Below are 21316 nucleotides of genomic sequence, written 5' to 3'. Positions count from 1 at the left end.
TTCTGACTTATTTTTATTGCATCCTGTTAGGCAGGAACATAATGATATCGGGGAAAATGCAGCAAAGAATAATACAGATAATCTGCATGGCCATGAACGGTATAACCGCCCAATACAATTTGCCTATCGGAATATGCGGAACAAACCCTTTCATATAGAAAACCGCATAAGCCACCGGCGGCGACAGCACCGAGACCTGAATCATCAGCGTGAATATAATACCGAACCAGATCGGATCAAAGCCCAGCGAATAGACGATTGGCGTAAACAGCGGAACCCCGATTAACAGTACGCCATAAGAATCCAGCAGCATTCCCATTGCCACGAGCAGAACAAGAATAACGGATAAAATGACCCATTTGTTCTCACCAACGCCCACGACCATGTCAGCGATCACTTTATCACCGCCCAGGCCGATGAAAATAGAGGTGAACATAGTGGCACAAACAATAATCCACATAATCATAGATGTTGTTTTCATTGTGGAAAAGCACGATTCTTTAAACATTTTCCAGTTGAAGTTTTTATACATGATCGCGATAATCATCGCGCCGACGCACCCCAGAGCGGAAGCCTCGTTCGGCGTAGCCGCTCCAAGCAGAATCGACCCTAAAACCAGCAAAATCAAGCTGAGAGTCGGTACCACGGAGACAAGGATCATTGCAGCCTTTTGCCCCGCCGAATATTTCTGGCTCTCTTCTTTGGAAATCGGCGGACCGTAAGACGGTTTGATATAAGACAATACCACCACATATATGCTATAAATCGCGGCCAGGCAGATACCTGCGCCCATACCGCCCGCAAACAATTTGGCAATCGACAAGTTGGACAGGGAACCGTAAATGACCAGAATAACGCTCGGCGGAATCAGCGTGCCCAAGCTGCCTGCCGCCATAACCGTACCGCAGGCCAGTTTTTCCTCATACCGGTGTTTGAGCATCGTCGGCAGCGCCAGCATAGCCATAATGGAAATTGAAGCGCCGATAATGCCGGTTGCGGCTCCCATCAAAGCTGAAATCACAACGGTTGCAAGGGCCAAGCCGCCTTTAAGCCTGCCGAAAACGATATAAAGCGAATCAAACAGCTTATCGGCCGATCCGGACTTTTCCAAAAGTGCGCCCATAAAGATAAACAAGGGTATGCATACATAGGAGCTTGTCGTTACGACCTTATAAACCGCTCGCGTAAAGATATTTAAAACATTTAAATCGCCCCAAAAGAAGACTCCGAAAATAACGCCCAAGCCGCCTAAAATCCAGGAGAGAGGATGGCCCAGCAGCAATATGCTTATGAATACGACCATCATAATGATTACGATTGTTGTTGTGCTCATGATCTAAATCTCCTCTCCCTTTGTAAAAAGCACGAATACCCTCAGCCATTTGGCAATACCCTGAAAGAGCAGCAGCAGAAAAGCAAATGTAATGACGACTTTCAGCGGGTAAAAGGGCGGAGCCCATTGCGTAAAGGTTGTTTCCCTTATCGAGATGGAATACAACGTATTTACCGTGCATTTCCAAAGCAGGACGCTGACAAACGGAAAGAATATCAAAGGAAATAAAATCAACTCCAGCAGCTGCTGTGTTTTAGCAGAAAACTTTGCATACAGCATATCGGTGCGCACATGGCCTTCATAAGTCATGACCCACGCTGCTCCGACAATAAAATGAGCGCCGTAAAGAAGCATCGCCACTTCCCACGACCAGATTGTAGGGCTGTCAAAAACATAGCGCAAAAGCGCTTCTCCTGCCTGCAGAATGACAATCGGGATGATCAGAAAGCTAAAGGCCTTGCCAACAAATATACTGATTTTATCCATCGTCTCAACATATTTTCTTATCACAAATGATACTTCCTCCTTCTGCGGAATCCTTCTAACCGTTCTCTTCAGGGTGTTATAACTATTCAGCATTTCGGAAATGACAACGGGAGGATTGTTCACTTTCTACTCTGCTGAATAGTCATCCCACACTCTATTTTGTTAGGATAGCAGCTTATTCATTGGCATCCTTATGGTATTTGGGAATCTGAAAACCGGCGGCTTCGCTGGCTGTCAGACCCGTACTCCAATGGGCGGTCAATTCCTTATACGGATAGTAATTTCTATAGAATTCATAAATCGTCTCATATGTTTTGGCAGTCAGACTGTCCTGGCCTTGTTTCTCTGTCTCCGCAGCCTCTATCTCCATCATATCCTGACGCATCGCTTTAAATTGTTCGGCATCTAAACGTCTGAAGTTTACCTTGCCTGATTCATCGAGTTCTTTTAAATCCTGAGCGCTGGTTATTTCAGCTTTAGCAAAGACATCGATCATCTTGGCGTCAAATACGGATTTGACAATGATCTTTATATCTTCCGGCAGCTTGTTCCAGGCATTTTTATTGACAACAACCGTCTCAACAAAAGAGCAGTTCCAAAAATCCGGATAAATGCCATAGGGCGCAATATCTGTAATCCCTAAATCATGGTTATAAGACAGATAACAGTTCTCCAGCATATCCACGGCCCCTGAAGCCATCGCGGTAAAGATTTCTTCGATCGGCAGGGTAATAGCCGAAATACCCTGGGCGACCGCAATATCGGGAGCCGAAGTCCGGAATTTCTTGCCCTTCATTTCGGCAATGCTTTTGAAATCATAGCGCGAGGCTAAGGTATCGGGCGGCCATATCCTGTAAGAAATAAATTGTAAGTTAAGCTTATCGAAGGCCTCCTGCATTAACTGCTTGCCGCCGCCTTGCTCCAGGAATATCATCCGGTCCAGCGGTCCCATGGACATATTGCCGTCAGCAATCGGAACAAATGCATATTCGACACCTTTAACATAGGACGGCCAACTTGAATGCATTTCGAAGACCCCTTCACCGCAAGCCTGGAACGCTTCCATACTGCTGGCAAACGAACCGCTTGGATACAGTTCTATTTTCATCCTGCCGTTCGTCGCTTCATAAACCTGGTCGCATACTTCTTTGAACATTTTATAATCCATTTGTTCAGGATTATGCACCACCTGGAACTTCCAGGTAAACTCCGGCACAGCAGCCTTTCCGCCGCTCTCCCCTGTTTGAGCCGGCGCATTGCCGCCGCCGCACCCGCTTAATAAAAGCAACGCGCTAAGTAACATCACTAAGGCCCCTGTAAATCTACGCTTCATATGACCTGCTCCTCCTTAAAAGTTTTTTACGCATACTTTTTGCGCATTTTATTGACATAGCCCGACTATGAACGTGCAAATGATTCCCCCTCTCCTCAGGATGGCTGAGAATCGTTAATTGAGTTTATTTTCTAACATGTTAGCAAGAACTTTCATGCATTACAATTCGTTTTACCCATATAAAAACTTAAACAAGTAACAAAAAGAACAAAACAATTGTTTCTTCGGCCCGTATCGGTTACAATTTCTAGCAAAAAAACGAACAAAACATTCAACCATCTATGCATTTGTGGAGTGAGAGCTGGCGCCTTTACGCTTCAAAACTAATACCTCGAAAAGAGGAAAATCGTCGATTAATATCGAAAATTCGAATAGTACTAAAATCTTCAGATTAGCATCACAGGGAACCCCATTAATTCCATTATGGAGTTAATGGTGAAGTATCCTTAAACGCTTTAGGGGGATATCTATGGAAAAACGTTTGTCTCTGCAAAAAGAAGTGTTTCTTTATGCTCTTATTATTGGCTTTACACCCTTATTGCTTACGCTCTGGGTGCTTCAATTGTCGGTGAATGAGGCTGTTGAAAAAAGAATTGAACAGGAAGCGATTGAAATCGCTTCCCATGTATCTGTCAATATCAATGTCATCAATACCTTCTCGCAAATATTACCGGACAGGGAACTTCTGCAATCGGTCTCCAACAATTTAAGAGAACGAAACGGCGCCCATGTTGTTTTTCTTGATATTTTTGGCAAGGCCTTGATTGACCCCTATCCGCCCAATTACGGGCTGCAGGTTATTGGCAAGGAAAAAGGGCGGGCCCTTAAAGGAGAAACCTATACCACAAAGGTCGAAGGCGTCTCAGGCCGGGCTATCAGGGCTTTTGCCCCCATTATAAATGATGCCGGAAAACAAAAAGGAGTGGCCGTCGTCGCTTTTCTGGAGCCTGATATTAAACTGTTCACATCGCAGTTTTACAATTCCAGCATCACGGTTCTCCCTTTGACGATTATGATCATTATCGCCTTGTCTTCTTTCCTGGCGCACAGTATCAAGCGAAGAATATTCGGTATGGAACCCATTGAGATCGCCACTCTGGTGTCGGAGAGAGAAAGTCTGTTTCAATCCGTAACGGAAGCTATTATCGCTACCAATGAACGGTTGGAAATAACCGTTGCTAATGAAGCGGCCCTGTCCCTATTTCCGAAAGGTTCCCAGGTGATTGGCGAAAACTTCCTGACCCTTATTCCCAATCCCGGTCCGGCCCATGTCATTGAGACCAAAAAGCCTGAATACAACAAGCAATTGCTCGTTAATGGAGAAATCATGCTTGCCAATATTTCTCCTTTATTAATCAGAGATCGGGCATGGGGAATCGTTGTCACCCTGCGCAATAGGGCAGAGATCAAACAATTGGCGGAAGAATTGACCGGCGTTCGGAATATGGTTCAGGCTTTACGCGCCAAAACCCATGAATTTTCCAACAAGCTGCATGTCATTTACGGCCTGCTTCAACGCGGTCATTACCAGGAAGCAGAACGCTACGTTGACCGCCTGGCCGAGGAAAAAAGCTTCATTAATTCGGTCGTCAACCATGTCCAACCTGTTTCAGTCAGGGAACTATTGCTCGGAAAGGCCAGCGAGGCAGAAGAACGAAAAATCAAGCTCATTATCGATTCGCAAAGCTTCTTGTTTGAACTACCCGATACTTTTGATGAAAATTCAATGATCGTTGTGCTTGGCAACCTTATTGATAATGCTTATGATGCGGTGGAAAAACATCCTGATCATTCCAGCGTGTTCATTTCCTTGAAGCAGGACGAAAGCAAAATTGAAATCCTGGTCAAAGATAACGGTGCCGGTATTCCTGAAGAAAATTTCCCCATGCTATTTAATCCAGGCTTCACAACCAAATCCAAGGGAACAGGGTTCGGGCTTTACAACATAAAAACACAAGTCTCTCTGGCGAAAGGAACTATTGCCTTTTCATCTGATGCTGACGGCACTTCTTTCTTGGTTACAATTCCCTATCCCATATTAAAAAAACAGAAAAGAGGGGAGTCTTATGAAAAAGATCAGGGTATTGATTATTGAAGATGATCCCATGGTCGCCGAATTTAACAAAAGTTACGTCGAACAAATCGGGCATCCTTTCAAAGTAGTTGGGACTTGTTTTACGGAAGCCCAAGCGCTTGAAACCCTTAAAACAAATATGCCTGATTTGATATTGCTAGACGTTTTTTTACCGAATGGAAATGGTATGCACTTGCTGAAAACAATTCGGGATAATAATTTTTTATTGGATGTTATTCTGATCACTGCCGCTAAGGATTCAGTCACCGTTCAGGAAGCCCTTCGCTATGGCGCCGTGGATTTTTTGATTAAACCTTTTGGCTTTAAACGATTCAAGCAAGCCCTGTTGAATTATGTGCATTTAAAGAAGGTTATCGATACAGAGCAAGAAATTAATCAGGCTGATTTAGATTCACGCTTTGACTTCTTGGAGATTGACTATACGACCTCTTCTCTTCCCAAAGGAGTTCACTTATTGACGCTTAAGCTGATTACCGACTATTTGTACGATCATCCCAACCCAAAGTCTTGCCACGAGATAGCCGCAGATCTCTCGATGTCAAGAATTACAGCCTGGAAGTACTTGGAACACTTGGTGAAGCAGGGACAAGTTACCGTGTCTTTAGAATACAAAGTTGGGAGGCCGACGAAACTATATAAACTCAAATAGCCGTCAATCATGAACATAGCAGAGGCGATAGCTTTCTATGCCTGTAAATTCCATGACCACGTTGTTTTTGGGACGAGTCTTCTTACTTTTGATATAGATGAAGAATCTTCCTCCCACCGCTTATCAGCGGTCTTTGTTTACCACTGGCAGAAGTCTCGTTCAATCATCAAAAGCAGGCAAAAAAGAGAGCCGATCAGCCCTTTTCAGGAATCAGCCCTCTCTTTATGTTCCCGATGCCTAATTCACGGAAACTCAGCCTGGCAAACCCTTTTCTCTATTGATTGAGATCCGAGCGCTTGCCGGTTTCCACATACACAACTTCTTCAGCGATATTGGTGCAATAATCTCCCATACGCTCCAGAAATCTGCCCACGAAAATGAGGTAGGTCGCTTGATTAATCGTTTTAGGAGCTTCCATCATGAAGACAAGCAATTCCCGGAAGACCTGTGCATAGAGATGATCCACTTCATCATCCATGAGGGCCATCGCTTTGGCCGCTGACCCATCTTCCGTTTTATAGGCTTCGATGCCCTTGATAACCATCTGCTGAACCAAGTCCGCCATCCTCGGCAAATCCACTAAGGGCTTCAGCAGCTCCTGCCCCCCTGTACGGAGGGTATGTTTGGCCACGTCAACGGATAAATCCCCGATTCTCTCCAGGTTGATGGATATTTTAAAAGCGGCCACGATCTTGCGCAGATCTTTAGCAAAAGGCTGTTGTTGAGCAATCAACAGCATGCAGGTCTCTTCGATGTCTGCTTGCAGCTCATTGATCTCCAGATCTCCGGTAATGACGTTATCAGCCAGCTCTAAATCCTGCTTGGCCAGGGATTTTATCGCGGCATCCACCCGGGAGTTTACTTTTTTGCCCAATTCAAACACCTTTTCATTGAGTTCCTCTAAGGATTTGTCAAACATTTGCCTGTTAGCCAATTAAATGCCTCCTTTTTTAAACATCCTTGGGCCTGGAGTAGTTTACAGCCAACCGGTAGCCAACCCCCCGTACCGATTCAATAATTGGTGAAACCGATTTAAGTTTACTCCTCAGGTTGCTTATGTGAACATCCACCGTTCTGGTATCCCCGCTGACGGTATACCCCCACACTTTCTGCAGGAGGTACTCTCTGCTGAAGACCTGGTTGGGGCGTTTCATAAAGATATGCAGGAGCTCAAATTCCTTTCCTGTCAGGGTGACCTGTTCTCCTTTTATCGTAACCATATAGCTCTCCGGCCAGATCTCCAAATCACCCCAGGTAAGAGAAAGGGGCGGCGGCGTTGAATTGCGCCTTTCTTCTCTCAGCCGGGCCTTAATCCGGGCCAGCAACTCCCGGGGGCTGAACGGTTTGGTGATATAATCATCAGCACCCAGCTCCAGGCCGATAACCCGATCAGCCACCTCATCCCGGGCACTGAGCATAATGAGGGGGATGTTCGCCGTCTCCTGGTTCCCCCGGATTTTTTTACACACGTCCAGCCCATCCAATTCCGGAAGCATCACATCCAAAAGCACCAGATCCGGCTTCTCCTTATTTAATAACTCTAAGGCCTTATTCCCTTCTTCAGCGATCATGACCGTATAACCCTCACGTTCCAGATTGTAGGTGACAAGCTCTTGAATGACCGCATCATCTTCCACGAGCAAAATTTTAACCATAGTATCCTCCAAGGCAATCCATTACGTTCGATATAAATCGATACTTGATCCTTTATATTTATCATAATGATTGCTTGTTAACTCAAGATGAAGCTTAGGTTAAGTTATGGTTAAAAAAACAGGCTGTGGAAAACGATACGTATCGTTTCCACAGCCTGTTTAAGCTTCTTTAATTCTTGCTCAGGTTGCAGCTCAGATTACTTTACTGCTTTGTCAAATCTTTGGGACACATCCGCCCAGTTGACGAGGTTCCACCAGGTCTCCACCCAGGCTGCCCGTTTATTCTGGTATTTCAGATAATAGGCATGCTCCCAGACGTCTACTGTAAGGAGGGGCACAACCCCCCATTGGGTGAGATTCTGATGCTTTTCGGCTTGCAGAATCTCCAGTTTTTTAAATTCCGGATTCCAGACAAGCACTGCCCAGCCGGACCCTTCGACAGCCACAGCGGCGGCGGAGAATTGCTTCTTAAAGGCTTCAAAAGAACCAAAGTCCTGGCTGATTCTTTCTCCCAGAGAGCCGGCGGGAGTGCCGCCGCCATCAGGAGTCATATTCGTCCAGAATAAAGTGTGCAACAGATGGCCGGAGCCATGGAAAGCCAACTCTCTTTCCCAGTGCTTGACCAGACCGAAATCTCCCTTTTCACGGGCTTCGGCCAGCTTGGCCTCTGCGTTATTTAATCCATCAACATAGCCTTTGTGATGGATATCGTGGTGGAGCCGCACTGTCGCTTCGTCATAATGGGGCTCCAAAGCGTCATAAGCATAGGGTAGTTCTGGTAATTGATATGGCATAGTGTTTCCTCCTTAATATTATTTTCCAGTTGACTCTGCTGCTATTATCTTCAACCTCACTGGAAATATCACTGAAATATTAAATAATAATGCTATGCTAGGGGGAAAACTTGTATTATAGTATCCTTATATACAAAAAAACGCACCGATATATTCTTTTATATTCTTGCCCAGAAGCTTTTCTCCTCCTTTGTTCTTCACTAAAGGAGGGATTATCCCCATTTTTTATAGGGATAACAAGAGAAGTAAAGTACACCAATCAAACTGCTAGGAGGAACACAGAATTGGAAGTAAAACCGCTCAAAAAGCTGAGGCTCTACGGGTTCAATAATCTTACCAAAACCCTGAGTTTCAATATGTATGATATATGTTATGCCAAAACTCCGGAGCATCGGGATGCGTATATACAATACATCGACGAAGAGTACAACGCGCAAAGACTGACCAGCATTGTCACTGAGGTCGCCCGGATCGTGGGGGCCAACATTTTAAATATTGCCAAGCAGGATTACGATCCCCAGGGAGCCAGTGTCACCATGCTCATCGCCGAAGAGCATTTAGGCCCGGAGAACCCGGACAATGATCCCTTTAGCCCCGTGTATACCGACAAAGAAGGGCCTCTCCCCGATGCAGTGGTTGCCCACTTGGATAAAAGCCATATCACCGTGCACACCTATCCGGAAAGCCATCCCCACGGCGGGATTTCCACCTTCCGGGCGGATATCGATGTCTCCACCTGCGGGCAGATTTCTCCTTTGAAGGCACTTAACTTCCTGATCGAAAGCTTCGCCCCGGATATCATCGTCGCCGATTATCGTGTCCGCGGTTTTACCCGGGATGTGGATGGCAAAAAAGTCTTCATTGACCATAAGATCAATTCGATCCAAAACTATGTCGATCGGAAATACCGGGATCTCTATCAGATGATCGATGTTACCGTCTTCCAGGAATATATCTTCCACACCAAGATGATCCTTAAAGACTTCGACCTGGATAATTATCTCTTTGGCACCGCCAAAAAGGAACTGTCCATCAATGACAAACGTAAAATCAAACAACGGCTGAAGAAGGAAATGGCCGAGATTTTCTACGGAAAGAATATGCCGAGAATCTAGAACACTTCATCCTCAACAGCCCAAGCTGCTCAACAGCCCAAGCTGCTCAACACCCCGCTCCTGGTCCAGCCCGGGAGCGGGGTGTTTTTCTGCTCATCCCGATTACCATGTTTTCGTTTACAGTGACTGGGGATTTCCATCAGATTGTATGGGAGCCGGGATGCGCTCCAGGTTAATCCTGCCGGCAGCCATGGAGATATCCATGTCAATCTTTGTCCTGGCCGCTTCATAATTGGGACTTACCCAATCCTGTGAGCTCAGAATTAAACCGTCGCCGGCAAAATTCGTTTCACTGGCAATGCCGCTCATAGTGATCTTTAAACCTACGCTCTCCGGCACGACAAGGTTGAGCTTGGTGGCACCGGTACTGAGATCCAGCTTGGTCCGTCCACCCGTATCACCGAATCTCAGCTCAATATCGCTGGCACCGGTGCTGATGTCCAGATCTTCAATCTGCAGCCGGCTGAAGTCCATGGCCCCTTGAACAGCTCCTGCATTGAGCTCTACTTTAGTATAGTATACTTGATCGGAGAGATTGAGCAGCAGCTTATGATCACCTGAGCGGGGCCTTTTCTCTGAATTGAACTGCAGCTTCGTCGTGTCGCCATCGGTTCTGTAGTTAAACTCAGGAGGACCGTAATTGGTGCGTCCGTTCCATTCATAAGTTCCTTTAGCCAATTGGCTTGGCTCAGACCGCCCATCGATCCCCCGGACACTCATATCCACTCCCCCTAAGTTCAGGGTGAGCCTGACTTTTTCCACCTGAGGGTCTAAAGGAGCGGCCAGCTCCATGGTCTGGCCTGAGCCATGAGCGCCCGGAAGCCACTTATCCGGTGCAGGGCTGCCTAAGATAACCGAATACCCCACAAGCCCGATCAGAAATGCCACAAGAACGGCACTGAAAGGAATGCGTTTGTTAAAGAACAGAGCCAGCCCTGCGAAAATCAAGAGCAAAGGCCAAAGGTCAAGAACATTGCTCCAAAAATTCCACGGCAGAAAACCATACATATTAGCAAAAAAAACAATCCCCAGCAGAATCAGAAAGATCCCTTTAAACACGGAGTCCACAGCTCGGCGCATCTTAATCCCTCCTTATGATAATCCCAATACCGATGATGATCAAAATGAGGGGCCACATTTTCCCCCAGGCAAAGAAATGGGGAAACCATTGATCCAGGAGAAAAATGACTCCCAGAACCATCAGGCCGATTCCTATATACCGCTTTCTCTGGGATGGGTTGGCTGTCCTCAAGTCCTGGGCGAAGCTTTGCGCAGAGCTGCCGATATCCTGAACACTTTCTTTCATCTCATCCACCACCGTCCCACCATGGTGATAACCTCCTCCTGCCCTATAGCCCGGATTGACGGGGATCACCGCCCAGGCAATAATATAGAGGAAGAAGCCAACACCTCCCATGAAGAAGGTCAGGAGGACAACCAAACGAATTAAGGTAGAGTCAATATCAAAGTAATCCGCAAGTCCCCCGCAGACTCCACCCACTTTTTTATCTGTTTCTGAGCGGTATAATTTATCTGTCATGCTCATCCCTCCGAGGTTTATTTATCGTTACACCTTTATTACGGAACGCAATCCCTAATTGTTTCAGCTCGCTCATTAAATCTTTACTCTTTCTATTTATTTAATCCATTGTCCCTGAAGAAATAGTCTTCCCCATTGCTTATACCGTACACCTGCCTTAAGCTAATATGCTCGTCAGGATACCCTTTTATTTGACTTCTCTGCTATAATAGGGGTACGTAAGACAAACCGAGAGGGTGGGAGAAATGTCTGATAAACTTTTTACGCGCAGGGAAGCCATCTGGATTGGTACTCTTGGCCTATTGCAGCTGGGAATCCTTACTTCCGCTTCTGTAGGCTGGTGGGATTTCAAACCTATTAGGAACCAATCTGAAATTAATTTATCCATTCTCAACGCCCCCCCTCAAAAACAGGAACATGATAGCAATGAACTTCTGCGTATTGCCGTAGCCTCCGTTATTACTCCCATGGAAAACGTGGATCTCTATGGGGATTTATTAAATCTGCTGGGTGAACGGGTAGATATGCAGGCTCAAATGGTCCAGCGGGAAAACTATTCAGACACCAATCATCTCATTGAAAATGGGGATGTCCAGGTGGCCTTCATCTGCTCCGGAGCTCTGCTCGGGAGAGATAAGGCTGAACAAGCTGAACGTATCTTGGTTGCCCCGGAAATTGCCGGTTCCTCCAAATACCGATCCTATATTATTGTTCCTGCCCATTCCCCTGCCCACTTTTTCAGAGACTTAAAAGGAAAAACCTTTGCCTATACGGATCCGCTCTCTTTCTCCGGGCGTATCGCTCCCCAATATATGCTGAAAAAAGCCGGCTATAATCCCTCCAGCTTTTTTTCCAAGACGATATTTACCTATAGCCATGACAATTCCATCAAAGCCGTTGCCGAAGGACTTGTCCATGGGGCTGCCGTGGACAGTTTAATCTACGATCTCACCCTATCCCGCCGACCAGAACTTATGGACAAAATAAAAGTCATTGATCAATCGGAAGAAGTCGGCAATCCCCCCGTAGTGGTTTCCTCTCAGATTGATCCCGAACTACGGGCTCGTATCAAGAATGTCTTCCTTACTCTTCATTTAGATGATGAAGGACGCAAAGCCTTACGCCTGCTTCAATTCGATCGCTTTGTCCATGCTGATTTAGATCTCTATGATCGAGTCTGGGAAATGTCTCAGGAAGTGGGGGTTGGCTGATGACCATTATAAAAAAGCTTTTTTATTGGCCTCAGTCCGCTCCTATCAAAATGAAAATCATGGGGATTGTTATTCTTTTTGTCTCTCTGCTGGGCCTGATCGTCATCATGGAAACCCGCTCCCATATGCAGCAGATTTTAAGGGAGCAATTGAAGGAAAGAGGCCGGGCTATTGCCAGTGATGTAGCAGCAAGAAGCACTAATCCTATGCTGATTGGGGACTCCTTTTCATTATATGAAATCCTTCAAGGCCTTCCTTCTCACTACGAAGATATCCGTTACCTGATGATTTTTGATAAGAATGGTGAACTTGTGACCCATACTTTTGGAGAAGGTGTTCCCAGCGGCCTCCTTAATTTAAGATCCATACCCGCCGACCTTTCTCATGACAACACCCTCTCCTTTAACTCCAATGAAGGTGAAATTATTGATGTTCTTGTCCCTATAGCAGACGGTAAAGTGGGCTGGCTGCGGCTTGGCATGTCGGAAATCAGCATTTACAGCAGCATCGATCAGTTATCCCAGCTGCTCCTGATCACTACGGTAATCATCTCACTCCTCGGGATCTTCGGAGCAATCCTTATCTCCCATTTAGTAACAAAGCCAATCCGCGATCTGGCGGCCGCCAGCCAAGGAATCTCCCTTGGTGATTACAGCTTGCGGGTATCCATCTATGGTACTGATGAAATAGCCGATTTAGGACATAATTTTAACGCCATGGCCTTAAGTATCCAAAACTATGCCCAGGAACGAGAAGCTTTGGTCGAGGAATTGCAAGCCAAGGAAACAGTCCGGCAAGAATTGCTCAAGAAGGTCATTTCTGCTCAAGAGGATGAACGTAAACGCATTTCCCGTGAGCTTCATGATGAAGCCAGCCAAAGCCTGACTTCCCTTATCCTCGGCCTAAAATACCTCAGCGAACTGGAAGAGCATGAAAAAAGTCCCGCTATGGCATCCGAGCTCAAAGAGCTTGCCTCCTCAACCTTGAAAGAAGTCCACCGCATTGCCGTTGAACTTCGTCCTACGGTCCTTGATGATATGGGCTTGGTTCCTGCCATTGAACGTTTTGTCAAGTTCTTCAAACGACAGTACCGTTTGGATGTGGATTTCCATGCGCAAAATCGGATTGCAAGCCGTTTGCCCAATGAAATCGAAATAACCCTCTACCGGATTGTTCAAGAAGCTCTAACCAATGTAGCCAAGTATGCGGAAGCCCGCAACGCAAGTATTGTCTTGGAAATCAAGCCGGATTATGTCAATCTTATCATAGAAGATGATGGCAAAGGCTTTGACGTCGATCAGGTCCTTAAGTCTTCGGCCAGTGATAGCCATCTGGGAATCGCCGGCATGCAGGAACGAACTTCACTTTTAGGAGGTGAGTTCACCATCGAATCTTCCCCAGATCAAGGCACTGCGGTATATGTCCGTATACCTATGGAAAGGAGATAGATAGATGACTCGCCAAATTAGACTACTTCTGGTAGACGATCACTCTGTTTTGCGCAGCGGTCTAAAAATGATTCTTAATTCCCAAAAGGATATGGTCGTGATCGGAGAGGCAGATTCAGGAGCAGCTGCTATCGCGAAGATCAAAGAGATCAATCCGGATATTATCCTGCTGGATATTTCCATGCCTGATATGAGCGGCCTCCAAGCTTTAGAAAAGTTATCAAAAGTAAGTTCAGCTAAGATATTAATGCTCACTATGCATGCCGATGAAAAATACCTGCAAGAAGCTTTAAAATCCGGGGCTAGTGGCTACGTGCTTAAGCAGGCCGCTGATACGGAGTTGCTCCAGGCCATTCGGGATGTAGCCGGAGGTGAAATCTACCTGGATTCCAGTTTAGCTCAGAATCTGGTAAAATCCATGTACAGTCCCCGGAAGGATAACAACAGATCCGCTTCAAATCTGACTGAACGGGAAAAAGAAGTTTTACGCTATATTGCTTTAGGCTATACCAATAAAGAGATCGGCGAATCTTTATCGGTCAGTGTTAAAACTGTAGAAACTCATAAAGCACGCATCATGGAAAAAATACAATGCCACAAACGCTCGGATCTGGTCCGTTACGCTATTGAACAGGGGTATATCTCCACCTAAACCTAAATGATTAACAAAAATTATTAATAATTTATACTTTAACGAGTAGGGGTTTTCCCCTATTCGTTTTTTTTTATTACTTTGTGCTTAAGCCCATAAACACCAGCTGTTCCCACAGAGCCCTCAGTTTATTATGGCACTGCCCTATTTTATGGTCAGGGAATTCCCTGACTCTTCGGGGTTCTTACCGATTTACCTAAAATTAATAATTGTTAAAATTGATAATGAAAGTAATCACAAAAAAGGAGGTTCTATTTATGGAATGGCATGCTCCATGGGACATCCGTGTAACACTGGATCTGTTCCTCGGAGGGTTGGGAGTCGGATTATTCCTCCTCTCAGTCCTGCTCACAGTCTATGACAAAAATCGTTACCACAAACTTGCTGCAATGGGGGCTTATTTAGCTCCAGTCCTGGTCGGCGGAGGGGTTCTTTTCCTTCTATCCGAGCTTGGTCGCCCCACACGATTTATTTCCACCCTTTACAACTTTAATCCCCAATCCATAACCTCCTGGGGAAGCATTGTCCAAATGATTTTCGTTATCCTTTCTTTAATCTATGCATGGCTCTATTTCAAAAACAATACCTCAGGTTCTCTATTTAAGGGCGTATTGGGTCTAGGCGCAATATTTGCCCTATTAGTCGGTGGGTATCACGGTCTTTTACTCTCATCCCTTGGTCGCCCCCTCTGGGTAGGAGGTATGGTGACTGCACTGTTCCTTGTATCATCCCTATTAGGAGGCACTGCGCTCATGATTTTAATCAAGGAGTTGGGAATTTCCATCGGAGTTCCTAAGAACGTGTCTGGGGAAGTAGCCTCCGTTTCTGACGTTAAAGGCTTCAACTTCAGCTTCCTAGTGTGTATTCTAAGTGCTCTTCAGCTGGTTCTTGTTATAAGCTGGCAAGTCTCTATGACCCGCAGCGGTTTAGAACCAGCAGCTACCTACAGTAATCTTATGGAGCAGTATGGTGGATTGTGGATTGGCTTAGTTCTAATCTGTGGTTTGATTCTTCCACTTCTCGGCAGCCTCTATTCTTTAATCAAAGACAAGACGGCAGAAATGTCCAAAGGAATGGGGCTGGCACTTTCAGTCCTCATTATCGCTGGCGGATTTACCTTCAAGCATCTTGTTCTTTTAGCAGGTCAAATAAAACTACCCTTCCTTTTCTAATTATCTATCTAAACCCTCTATAACTTAATGCTTAGCCCCATATCATATACATGTTAACTTCTGTAATTAAAGCGTTTGGTCAGTTGTCCAATATTCGATTAGAAAATTTTGTGAGGTGGACTTAATGAAAATTACACGCAGAAGATTTCTGCAAGCTTCGGCAGCGACCGGGCTCTTAGTTGCTGGATCTACAGGTTTTCCGGCTCTTCAAGCTCTCGCTCAAGGCGAAAATACCGCCCCTAGTGCAGAAGGAAAATGGATGAGCACGCTCTGTCAAGGATGTACCACCTGGTGTGCCATTCAAGCCTATGTCGTGGATGGCCGAGTGATTAAAGTCAGAGGAAATCCGAACAGTAAAGCCAGTCACGGCAAAATCTGTCCACGTCCTCATCTAGCCATTCAACAGCTCTATGACCCAGACCGAGTTAAAGTTCCAATGAAACGCACTAACCCCGTGAAAGGGCGTAATGAAGATCCCAAATTCGTCCCTATCACTTGGGAGGAAGCTATTGATACTATCGCCGATAAGATGATGGAACTTCGCAAAAATAATGAGCCTGAGAAATATATCTTCTTCCGTGGCCGCTATTCCGGAACAACGGATATCCTCTACGATGCAACCACCAAAGTTTTTGGCTCTCCCAATAACATTTCTCACAGCTCCATCTGTGCAGAAGCCGAAAAATTCGGCCCCTATTATACGGAAGCCTACTGGGATTATCGGGATTACGACTTAGCTGAGACTCGATATATCCTCAACTGGGGAGCTGACCCTGTAGCCTCCAATCGCCAAGTCCCTCATGTTATGAATATATGGGGTAATGTCGCAGACCAAGCAACGATTGTTACTATCGACCCCCGTCTTTCCGCATCCGCTGCCAAATCTCAAGAATGGATGCCTGTTATTCCAGGAGAAGATGGAGCTCTGGCTGTCGCTATTGCCCATGTCATCCTCACGGATGGGTTATGGAATAAAGACTTTGTGGGTGATTTCAATGATGGAGTTAATCTCTTTAAAAAAGGAGCAATAGTTCCTGAAGAATCCTTTACTGAAAAATATACCTCTGGCATAGTCAAGTGGTGGAATCTAGAACTGAAGGATCGTACTCCGGAATGGGCTGCCGAACGGGCAGGTATACCTGCAGATCAGATTATCCGTGTTGCCCGCGGCTTTGCCAAAGCAGCTCCTCGATCTATCTCCTGGTTGTCCCCTGGTTCTTCCATGCAAGTCCGTGGAGCCTATACCACCATGGCCGCTCATGCCCTCAATGGTTTGGTAGGCTCAGTCGAGAATATTGGAGGTACTTTGAGAGGCTCGAGTGTACCCACCGGTAAGCTCCCCAGCTATGAAGCTTATCAGGATGATGTCTCCAAAAAGGGAACCAAAGCCAAAAAAATCGATCAACGAGGCAATAAGGAATTCCCTGCCTTGAAAGACGGAAAATCCGGGGGTGGCGTACTCACAAATCGTGTGGCTGACGCAATGTTAGAAAAAAACCCGTACGAGATTAAAATGGCAATCGCCGATTGGTGTAACCTCCCCTTCTCTTGTACCGGCGCCCAACGCTGGGAAAAAGCCCTGGAGCAGCTTCCCTTCTTGGCTCATATTACAACCAACCCCTCTGAGATGACTCAGTATGCTGATATCGTCCTGCCTGCACCCATGCATGTCTTTGAGAAATGGTCCTTCAACAAGAGCAAAGCCAATAAATATGGTTTTGCCTCTATCCAACAACCTGTGGTAGAGCCCCTTTGGGACGTAGTAAACGATGAAACCGGTGTTTCCTGGCTTCTTGCTGAATCTTTAGCCAAAAAAGGCTTCCCCAATCTTTTGGACTATTTTAAAAACGAAGTCAAAGACCCCGAAACCGGTAAAACTCCGAGCTCCCACGAGGAATTCACCATGGCTTGCCTTAAAATGTTAACGCATACCCTCTGGGATCCCAGTGCCGTGAAAAAAGGGGATGTTCTTAATGGCTGGCAGGATTTTGTAGATAAGGGAGTATGGAACACTGTCGAACCTGCTTATTTTAAAAACTGGGATAAATTCGGTACAAAAACCACCAAATTTGAATTCTATAGCGAAACCTTAAAAGCCGCCCTCGAAGGTCATGCTGAAAAGCATAAAACGACGGTTGATGATATTATGCAGGCAACCAAATATTTAGCCAAGGGAGAACAAGCCTTTGTTCCTCACTACGAAGAGCCTTTCCGTCATGGTGATGCTGCGGAATACCCCTTCATCTTCTTTGAGCATCGTTCAAGACTGAATCGGGAGGGTCGCTCGGCCAATACTCTTTGGTATCAAGAATTTAAGGATGTAGACCCCGGTGATGAGGCTTGGGATGATGTAGCTAAAATCAACCCAGTGGATGGGGCAAGTCTTGGTATCCAATCCGGAGATACCATCCGTATTACCTCTCCACAAGGGAGCATCACCTGTACGGCTAAGCTCTGGGAAGGCGTTCGCCCTGGAACAGTGGGTAAATGTTATGGCCAAGGGCACTGGGCCTATGGTAAGATTGCCTCTTTGGAGTATGGCAAAACACCGCGCGGAGGAAATAACAACGAAATTCTTCCTTCAGACTTCGAGCGCTTGAGTGGAAGTACTGCCCGTCACGGTGGAGTAACCCGGATCAAAATCGAAAAAGTTTAATTCACAAAACGCGGAGGTGAATAACATTGGCACGATATGGAATGGTCATTAACTTGCAAAAATGCGTGGGCTGTGGAGCCTGCGGCATTGCCTGCAAGAATGAAAATAATGTGGATCAGGGGATGTTCTGGGCCCATCATATAAAGCAGACAACAGGTGTGTTCCCTAATGTAACTTATGAATATGTCCCTACCCTTTGCAATCATTGTGATAATGCAGCCTGTGTCAGAGCTTGCCCAACCAAAGCCATGTATAAGGATGATAAAGGGTTGACCCTCCACGATCCCAATAAATGCATCGGCTGTAAGAGTTGCATGCAAGCCTGCCCCTACGAAGTCATTAACTATAACTCCAAAGAACCCCATGGCTATTGGCGAGATAAGATCTCGGTAATTGAGCAAGGGACTACAAATGGAGCAGAAGTAGCGGAAAAGGTTGAGGAAAAAGTCCCCTATTATAACCCTGATCGAGCAACAACTTACGCCGGTATTCGTCCCAAAGGGATTGTCGAAAAGTGCACCCTGTGCGACCATCGCTTAGCCAAGGGAGAAATACCCTACTGCGCAGCTTCCTGCCCAGCTGATGCTCGAACTGTTGGGGATTTCGATGATCCAACAAGCGAAGTCAGTCAACTCATTGGTAAGTATGGTTACAAACAATTAAAACCTAATGCTGGAACTCAGCCAAGAGTGTTTTATATCAGAAATTTCTAAGATACGTCTACTATTCATCAAAACTGCAAACGGGCCGACTACGGCCCGTTTGCTAAATACTCGTTTACTTGAAAGGTTGGGTTTAGCAATGACTGCTCTCCTTGATACCCAAGAATTAACCCAAACAGCAAACATCTATAAACTAATCTCCCTGCTCTATGGTTCCCCTACCGATGCAATGGAAGATGTATTATCCTTTTTAAAGGAAACTCTAACGGATATCAGACCAGATCTGATCCCTATAGTATCCGAAATGGAAAAATTCTTCGTCGGTAACACAAATCTTGAGGATCTAAAACTGGAACATGCAAAATTATTTGTTGGACCTTTTGACCTGCTGGCACCGCCTTATGGCTCTATTTATTTGGATGGTCAACGCCGACTCATGGGGGATTCTACTGTCGAAGTGTTACAGGCATATCGGGAAGCTGGTCTGACATTATCAAATGATTTCAAACAACCTCCGGATCACATTATCACCGAACTGGAATTTTTGTATTACCTTATTGCAAAACACCTTGAGACCAAGGACAACAAGTGGCTTACTATGAAAGATGCCTTTAATAATAAATACCTAAGGCCTTGGATCATGGATTTCGCCAACAGAATTGAAAACAACTCCAAAAACAAGTTCTACAAAGGATTAGCCAAATTAACTCAAGAGTTAGTTAGCTAAATAATAACAACAAAAAGAACGCCTCCTGTGGTTATACAGGGGGCGTCTACGATTAAAGAGGAAACACCAATGAATATAATCCTTGGTGTTTCAGGCAATGCAGAAATTTTCGGCTTTCTTCAATTCTTCATAGTCCATTATGCATATTACAACAAGGAAAACCGCAAGAATTGTATATTTATCACATACTTTTTATGCCTAATTTTATACAATAGGGTTTGACCTTTATATTAACAATTTCACAAGGTTAAAACTTTACTTGAAGGAAAGGATGAATATCAATGAGGTCCAAAGCAGTATTATACCTTGTATACCTGATACTGGTCACAAGCCTTCTTGCAGGCTGTAACTCCGAATCAACTACCCAACCATCGCTATCACCAGCACCATCACAGTCGACTATATCAAATACTCCTACACAAGATCTATTTCAGACTAATTTGCTAGAGTTTGACGCTTGGAAAGCAAAAATGAGTGGGGAAATCAACAAGGACTACTATGTGATAGATCTTCGTACCCCTGCTGAGATCAAGCTAGAAAAAGCTATAGAAGGCTCTATTAACATCGATGCCAATGAAACATTGGCCAAGGGCGACATGACCATTATTAACGAAAAATTAACAGCCATCCCCAAGGACGCCTTAATTCTGCTTCACTGCAAATCTGGAGGGCGTGTCAAGGCTCACCTGGCTAAATTTGTAGAAGCAGGTTATACCAATGTATATGGACTCAATGGCTGGACAGCCTTCGACTCTAAAGGTTACATTGGTGCCGCTAAAATCAATGCTAATACTGAGCACTTAAAACCTAATGCGTGGCAAGCCAAAATGATTGGTGAAATCGGTAAAGATTACTACATAATCGATACACGCAATAAGGTCGATCATGAAACTGGTAATATCAAGGGAGCCATGAATCTAGGTGCTGCCGAAACCTTCACTGTGGATCACGTTGCTACAATGGCTATCGTAGAGCAAGCCATTCCCAATAAAGATTCTGTTATTCTCGTACATTGTAATGCTGGGACTAAGGCTAGAGTAACCCAGGCTCACTTAAAGGCAGAAGGCTACATGAATGTGTTTGTTTTAGACAACAGAATGATTATCGACAAGGCTGGTAACTATACATTCGAGTAAGCCTTATAGCACGTCCTACCTTATTCGACTCACACCTATTAGAACAATTGGAGTCTTCTAGCAAATACTAATTGTAACCTTAAGACCGAAACGAGTACTTACCCGTTTCGGTCTTTGCATATGACTATTTTTTAATTGCCTAATTGGAATCTTTCTGCAGCTACCAGCAGACTTTTACTCACAGTTTTATATTGACTAAATCCTTTTATAGTACTATAATTTATTCATATTCACTTATGTGCATATGTAGATGAAAGGAGATATGCTTATGACATCATCATTAACTAATATCTTTAAAATATTATCTGACGAAACTCGATTAAGAGTACTTATTCTCTTGTACCAGGAGGAACTGTGTGTTTGTGAGCTCAGTGGAGTATTAGATCTTCCACAACCTAAAATTTCAAAAAGTTTATCCAAATTGAGAGACACAAACCTGGTTTCTGATATGAGAAAGGAGAAATTTGTTTTTTATTCATTAAAAAAGGAAAATCAAACTCTCATTAATATCTTAAGGAGTATTTTGAGGGACCTAGAATCTTACCCTCAACTCATCACTGATCAGAATCGCCTCGAAGACAAGGAAATATACCTGAATGCGTGCTGTAACCTCAAAGAGGATTAATCAACCAATGGAGAGTTAGATTTATAA

Annotated in this window: 20 protein-coding genes; 12 read left to right on the top strand and 8 right to left on the bottom strand. The window is 45.0% G+C overall.

Annotated features, from left to right (window positions below):
• Positions 1-13: 13 nt before the first annotated feature.
• The 3 genes from DHAF_RS06230 to DHAF_RS06220 all read right to left on the bottom strand — a co-directional run bounded on the left by DHAF_RS06230 (position 14) and on the right by DHAF_RS06220 (position 3152).
• Positions 14-1333, bottom strand: coding sequence for a TRAP transporter large permease (locus DHAF_RS06230; protein WP_015943314.1), 1320 nt, complete (start codon positions 1331-1333; stop codon positions 14-16).
• A gap of 3 nt (positions 1334-1336) precedes the next feature.
• Positions 1337-1843: a TRAP transporter small permease subunit gene (locus DHAF_RS06225; RefSeq protein WP_041271925.1), complete on the bottom strand. Its 507-nt coding sequence runs from the start codon at positions 1841-1843 to the stop codon at positions 1337-1339.
• 151 nt (positions 1844-1994) lie between these two features.
• Positions 1995-3152, bottom strand: coding sequence for a TRAP transporter substrate-binding protein (locus DHAF_RS06220; protein WP_015943312.1), 1158 nt, complete (start codon positions 3150-3152; stop codon positions 1995-1997).
• 469 nt (positions 3153-3621) lie between these two features.
• On the opposite strand from DHAF_RS06220, the gene DHAF_RS06215 reads away from it, so the two are divergent.
• Positions 3622-5247 carry an ATP-binding protein gene (locus tag DHAF_RS06215; RefSeq protein WP_015943311.1) on the top strand — a complete coding sequence of 542 codons (1626 nt, stop codon included), beginning with the start codon at positions 3622-3624 and terminating at the stop codon, positions 5245-5247.
• A complete protein-coding gene (locus tag DHAF_RS06210) occupies positions 5219-5896 on the top strand; it encodes a response regulator (RefSeq protein WP_015943310.1) in 678 nt (225 codons plus the stop codon). The genes DHAF_RS06215 and DHAF_RS06210 overlap by 29 nt, the downstream gene beginning before the upstream one ends.
• 274 nt (positions 5897-6170) lie before the next feature.
• Here DHAF_RS06210 and phoU read toward each other — a convergent pair whose 3' ends face one another.
• From phoU to DHAF_RS06195, 3 genes are all read right to left on the bottom strand, one after another.
• Positions 6171-6830, bottom strand: coding sequence for a phosphate signaling complex protein PhoU (gene phoU / locus DHAF_RS06205; protein ID WP_015943309.1), 660 nt, complete (start codon positions 6828-6830; stop codon positions 6171-6173).
• Positions 6831-6846: 16 nt separating this feature from the next.
• Entirely contained in the window at positions 6847-7551 is a 705-nt protein-coding gene (locus tag DHAF_RS06200; protein ID WP_015943308.1) for a response regulator transcription factor, read from the bottom strand.
• 197 nt (positions 7552-7748) lie between these two features.
• Positions 7749-8345, bottom strand: coding sequence for a superoxide dismutase (locus DHAF_RS06195; protein WP_015943307.1), 597 nt, complete (start codon positions 8343-8345; stop codon positions 7749-7751).
• 284 nt (positions 8346-8629) lie between these two features.
• On the opposite strand from DHAF_RS06195, the gene speD reads away from it, so the two are divergent.
• A complete protein-coding gene (speD, locus tag DHAF_RS06190) occupies positions 8630-9460 on the top strand; it encodes an adenosylmethionine decarboxylase (protein ID WP_015943306.1) in 831 nt (276 codons plus the stop codon).
• A gap of 117 nt (positions 9461-9577) precedes the next feature.
• Here the strand turns inward: speD and DHAF_RS06185 are convergent, their stop codons facing one another.
• Positions 9578-10540 carry a LiaI-LiaF-like domain-containing protein gene (locus DHAF_RS06185; protein ID WP_015943305.1) on the bottom strand — a complete coding sequence of 321 codons (963 nt, stop codon included), beginning with the start codon at positions 10538-10540 and terminating at the stop codon, positions 9578-9580.
• Position 10541: 1 nt separating this feature from the next.
• Positions 10542-11000 (bottom strand): PspC domain-containing protein, encoded by a 459-nt coding sequence (locus tag DHAF_RS06180; protein ID WP_015943304.1) that lies wholly within the window; start codon positions 10998-11000, stop codon positions 10542-10544.
• Positions 11001-11245: 245 nt separating this feature from the next.
• Between DHAF_RS06180 and DHAF_RS06175 the strand changes: the two genes are divergently transcribed.
• From DHAF_RS06175 to DHAF_RS06135, 9 genes are all read left to right on the top strand, one after another.
• A complete protein-coding gene (locus DHAF_RS06175; RefSeq protein WP_015943303.1) occupies positions 11246-12211 on the top strand; it encodes a substrate-binding domain-containing protein in 966 nt (321 codons plus the stop codon).
• Positions 12211-13659: a HAMP domain-containing sensor histidine kinase gene (locus tag DHAF_RS06170; RefSeq protein WP_015943302.1), complete on the top strand. Its 1449-nt coding sequence runs from the start codon at positions 12211-12213 to the stop codon at positions 13657-13659. The genes DHAF_RS06175 and DHAF_RS06170 overlap by 1 nt, the downstream gene beginning before the upstream one ends.
• Positions 13660-13663: 4 nt before the next feature.
• Positions 13664-14311, top strand: coding sequence for a response regulator (locus DHAF_RS06165; RefSeq protein ID WP_015943301.1), 648 nt, complete (start codon positions 13664-13666; stop codon positions 14309-14311).
• Between the two features lie 257 nt (positions 14312-14568).
• Positions 14569-15483, top strand: coding sequence for an NrfD/PsrC family molybdoenzyme membrane anchor subunit (gene nrfD, locus DHAF_RS06160; RefSeq protein WP_015943300.1), 915 nt, complete (start codon positions 14569-14571; stop codon positions 15481-15483).
• A gap of 124 nt (positions 15484-15607) precedes the next feature.
• Positions 15608-18139: a molybdopterin-dependent oxidoreductase gene (locus tag DHAF_RS06155; RefSeq protein ID WP_015943299.1), complete on the top strand. Its 2532-nt coding sequence runs from the start codon at positions 15608-15610 to the stop codon at positions 18137-18139.
• Between the two features lie 26 nt (positions 18140-18165).
• Complete coding sequence (locus DHAF_RS06150; protein ID WP_015943298.1) at positions 18166-18852, top strand: 4Fe-4S dicluster domain-containing protein; 687 nt, start codon at positions 18166-18168, stop codon at positions 18850-18852.
• An 88-nt stretch (positions 18853-18940) separates the two neighbouring features.
• Complete coding sequence (locus tag DHAF_RS06145; RefSeq protein ID WP_015943297.1) at positions 18941-19528, top strand: TorD/DmsD family molecular chaperone; 588 nt, start codon at positions 18941-18943, stop codon at positions 19526-19528.
• A gap of 281 nt (positions 19529-19809) precedes the next feature.
• Positions 19810-20664 (top strand): rhodanese-like domain-containing protein, encoded by an 855-nt coding sequence (locus DHAF_RS06140; protein ID WP_015943296.1) that lies wholly within the window; start codon positions 19810-19812, stop codon positions 20662-20664.
• Positions 20665-20914: 250 nt separating this feature from the next.
• The gene (locus tag DHAF_RS06135) at positions 20915-21289 is read left to right on the top strand and encodes an ArsR/SmtB family transcription factor (RefSeq protein ID WP_338009694.1); all 375 of its coding nucleotides are present in this window, start codon (positions 20915-20917) and stop codon (positions 21287-21289) included.
• Positions 21290-21316 lie beyond the last annotated feature (27 nt).

The sequence above is a fragment of the Desulfitobacterium hafniense DCB-2 genome (assembly GCF_000021925.1).
Lineage (GTDB): Bacteria > Bacillota > Desulfitobacteriia > Desulfitobacteriales > Desulfitobacteriaceae > Desulfitobacterium > Desulfitobacterium hafniense.
Note: the sequence above shows the minus strand (reverse complement) of the source record. Positions and strands in the feature narration are given on the sequence as shown.

Bases quoted from the DNA above. Each gene is read 5' to 3' on its own strand.
- DHAF_RS06230 (WP_015943314.1), bottom strand. From the start codon at position 1,333: ATGAGCACAACAACAATCGTAATCATTATGATGGTCGTATTCATAAGC.
- DHAF_RS06220 (WP_015943312.1), bottom strand. From the start codon at position 3,152: ATGAAGCGTAGATTTACAGGGGCCTTAGTGATGTTACTTAGCGCGTTG.
- DHAF_RS06215 (WP_015943311.1), top strand. From the start codon at position 3,622: ATGGAAAAACGTTTGTCTCTGCAAAAAGAAGTGTTTCTTTATGCTCTT.
- DHAF_RS06210 (WP_015943310.1), top strand. From the start codon at position 5,219: ATGAAAAAGATCAGGGTATTGATTATTGAAGATGATCCCATGGTCGCC.
- DHAF_RS06200 (WP_015943308.1), bottom strand. From the start codon at position 7,551: ATGGTTAAAATTTTGCTCGTGGAAGATGATGCGGTCATTCAAGAGCTT.
- DHAF_RS06195 (WP_015943307.1), bottom strand. From the start codon at position 8,345: ATGCCATATCAATTACCAGAACTACCCTATGCTTATGACGCTTTGGAG.
- DHAF_RS06185 (WP_015943305.1), bottom strand. From the start codon at position 10,540: ATGCGCCGAGCTGTGGACTCCGTGTTTAAAGGGATCTTTCTGATTCTG.
- DHAF_RS06180 (WP_015943304.1), bottom strand. From the start codon at position 11,000: ATGACAGATAAATTATACCGCTCAGAAACAGATAAAAAAGTGGGTGGA.
- DHAF_RS06175 (WP_015943303.1), top strand. From the start codon at position 11,246: ATGTCTGATAAACTTTTTACGCGCAGGGAAGCCATCTGGATTGGTACT.
- DHAF_RS06170 (WP_015943302.1), top strand. From the start codon at position 12,211: ATGACCATTATAAAAAAGCTTTTTTATTGGCCTCAGTCCGCTCCTATC.
- DHAF_RS06165 (WP_015943301.1), top strand. From the start codon at position 13,664: ATGACTCGCCAAATTAGACTACTTCTGGTAGACGATCACTCTGTTTTG.
- nrfD (WP_015943300.1), top strand. From the start codon at position 14,569: ATGGAATGGCATGCTCCATGGGACATCCGTGTAACACTGGATCTGTTC.
- DHAF_RS06155 (WP_015943299.1), top strand. From the start codon at position 15,608: ATGAAAATTACACGCAGAAGATTTCTGCAAGCTTCGGCAGCGACCGGG.
- DHAF_RS06145 (WP_015943297.1), top strand. From the start codon at position 18,941: ATGACTGCTCTCCTTGATACCCAAGAATTAACCCAAACAGCAAACATC.
- DHAF_RS06140 (WP_015943296.1), top strand. From the start codon at position 19,810: ATGAGGTCCAAAGCAGTATTATACCTTGTATACCTGATACTGGTCACA.
- DHAF_RS06135 (WP_338009694.1), top strand. From the start codon at position 20,915: ATGAAAGGAGATATGCTTATGACATCATCATTAACTAATATCTTTAAA.